This window comes from Mesorhizobium sp. P3_A9, from assembly GCF_056402975.1.
In genome coordinates this window covers 1-2,644 of sequence record NZ_JBFUGJ010000552.1, presented here as the reverse complement: position 1 = coordinate 2,644, position 2,644 = coordinate 1, and the positions used below count along the sequence as shown (strand labels likewise).

Sequence of the window (2,644 nt, the reverse complement as noted above, 5' to 3'; positions counted from 1 at the left end):
CGCCCAAACGACTCGATCGTCAGCCAGTCGTCATAGCCGCTCTTGCGGATCGCCGCGAACGTCTCTTTCCACGGGATGTTGCCGCGCCCCGGTACGCCGCGATCGTTCTCCGATATGTGGATGTGCACGACATTCCTGCGGTGCTTCGTGTAGGCGCCGATCGGGTCGGCTTCCTCAATATTGGCGTGGAACGTGTCGTACATCGCCTTGATATGCGGCCTGCCGATGGCATCGATATGCTCCGACAGGTCCGCCATCGTGTTCATCAGATAACATTCGAAGCGGTTCAGCGCCTCCAGCCCGATGGTGACGTCCCGCTTGCCGGCATGGTCGCCGATAGTGCGCTGCGAGGCGACCGAACGGTTCTTCTCGGCGGGTGTCGGCCCGCTGCCGGAGAAGGCGCCGAGCGTCGAGTGCAGCGGCCCGCTGAGCGTCCTGGCGCCAAGCGCATCAGCGCAATCAACAGCCCATTTCATGTACGCGATACCGGCCTTGCGGGTCGCGGTATCCGGCGAGATCAGGTTCATTGAAGGATCGCCCATCGCCGAGACCGCGGTCCGCTCCAGCCCGATACGGTCGAGCAGGTCACCGAGCTTTTTGTAGTCGTCCGGCACACCGGCGAAGATCGGTATCTCGACGCCATCGAAGCCAGTCGCCTTGATGTCACGAAGCAGCTTCTCGTGCTTCTTCGACACCGCCGTCGTCCACAAAAACATGCACATGCCGATTTTCATCGACGCCCCTCCCCCCGTTTGATCCCCCCGGATCGTTTTTGTTTTAGAGTTTCGTCCACGCCCCATTCTTCTTCGATGACTTCACGCAGGCCTCGATGAAGGCCATGCCTTCGACGCCATCCTGGATGGTCGGGAAGACGACATCCTTGGGCGGCTTGCCGCCCTTGCGTCGTGCAGCCCGGATCGCCCGCGCGGCTTCCTGGTAGATGTTGGCAAAACCTTCGAGATAGCCCTCCGGGTGGCCTGACGGCACACGGCTGACACGGCCCGCCACCGGCAGCGCGCCGGCGCCGTTGCGGGTGATCAATTGCTTGGGCTGGCCGAACGGCGTGTACCAGAGATAGTTCGGATCGGCCTGCACCCATTCAAGCCCGCCCTTCGAGCCATAGATGCGCAGCTTCAGCCCGTTCTCGTGGCCGGGCGCCACCTGGCTCGCCCAGATCATACCCTTGGCCGGATGCGTCTTGCCGGTGGGCTTGAAGCGCAGCATGACGTTGACATTGTCGTCGAGCAGCCGACCCGGCACGAAGGCATCGAGATCGGCCGACAACGAGTCAAGCTCCAGCCCCGAGACGAAGCGAGCGAGATTATAGGCATGCGTGCCGATGTCGCCCAGCGCGCCGCCCGCACCCGCCTGTTTCGGATCGCCACGCCACGAGGCCTGCTTCTGGCCGGTGGCGGCGAGGTCCTCGGTCAGCCAGTCCTGCGGATATTCCGACTGCACGATGCGGATGTCGCCGAGCACGCCCTTGGCCACCATYTCGCGTGCCTGCCGGATCATCGGATAGGCGGTATAATTGTGGGTGAGCACGAACACCTTGCCGGTCTTCTCGACCACAGCGGCGAGTTTCTTCGCCTCGGCCAGCGTCGTTGCCAGCGGCTTGTCGCAGATCACGTGGATGCCGGCYTCKAGGAAAGCCTTGGCCGCGGGCACRTGSACATTGTTYGGCGTGACGATSGCCACCGCYTCGATGCCGTCGGGRCGCTTGGCCTCKGCCTTGGCCATCTCGGCRTAGGAGSCRTAGCTGCGGTCSGGATCRAGCCCGAGYTCGGCWGCCGARGCCTTGGCGCGCTCGGGATTCGCCGACAGTGCACCGGCGACCAGCACGAAGTCATTGTCCAAGCGCGCCGCGATCCGGTGCACCGCCCCGATGAAGGCGCCTTGCCCGCCGCCGACCATGCCATAGCGGATCGGGCCGCCTCCCGTTTCCGACTTCGATGCGCCAACCATTTTCTTCTCCGTTAAATTCCCATCATCGCGCGCAGCAGCTTCTTGTCCGTGGTGCCGCTGGCAAAATCGTCGAACGCCCTTTCCGTCACGCGGATGATGTGGTGCTGGATGAAGGGCGCGCCTTCGGCAGCACCGTCTTCGGGATGCTTCAGGCAGCACTCCCATTCCAGCACTGCCCAGGAATCATAATTGTACTGCGTCAGCTTGGAGAAGATGCCGCCGAAATCCACCTGCCCGTCGCCCAGCGAACGGAAGCGGCCGGCACGGTTGGTCCAGCTCTGATAGCCGGAATAGACGCCTTGCCGCCCGGTCGGATTGAACTCGGCGTCCTTGACGTGGAAKGCCTTAATSCGCTCGTGATAGATRTCGATGAATTCGAGATAGTCGAGCTGCTGCAGCAGGAAGTGYGAGGGGTCGTAGTTGATGTTGCAGCGCTTGTGGCCGCCGACCGCGTCGAGGAACATCTCGAAGGTGGCGCCGTCGAACACGTCCTCAGAGGGGTGAATTTCGTAGCCGACATCGACGCCATTGTCCTCATAGACATCGAGGATCGGCTTCCAGCGTTTGCCGAGTTCGCCAAAGGCCTCCTCGATCAGTCCGGCCGGCCGCTGCGGGAAGGGATAGAGGTAAGGGAAAGCCAGCGATCCGGTGAACGACACCGAGACATTCAGCCCGAGAT

3 protein-coding genes are annotated in these 2,644 nt (G+C 62.7%); all 3 read right to left on the bottom strand.

All coding sequences use genetic code 11. The features are described 5' to 3' along the window. On the bottom strand, positions 1 to 734 hold a 734-nt coding region (locus AC1DX0_RS34325), incomplete at its 3' end, for a sugar phosphate isomerase/epimerase family protein (RefSeq protein ID WP_477358808.1). Between the two features lie 43 nt (positions 735 to 777). Continuing rightward, positions 778 to 1,965, bottom strand: a complete 1,188-nt coding sequence (locus AC1DX0_RS34320) for a Gfo/Idh/MocA family protein (protein WP_477358805.1) — start codon at positions 1,963 to 1,965, stop codon at positions 778 to 780. 11 nt (positions 1,966 to 1,976) lie between these two features. Then, positions 1,977 to 2,644: sugar phosphate isomerase/epimerase family protein (locus AC1DX0_RS34315; protein ID WP_477358802.1), on the bottom strand; the 668-nt coding region annotated here is incomplete at its 5' end.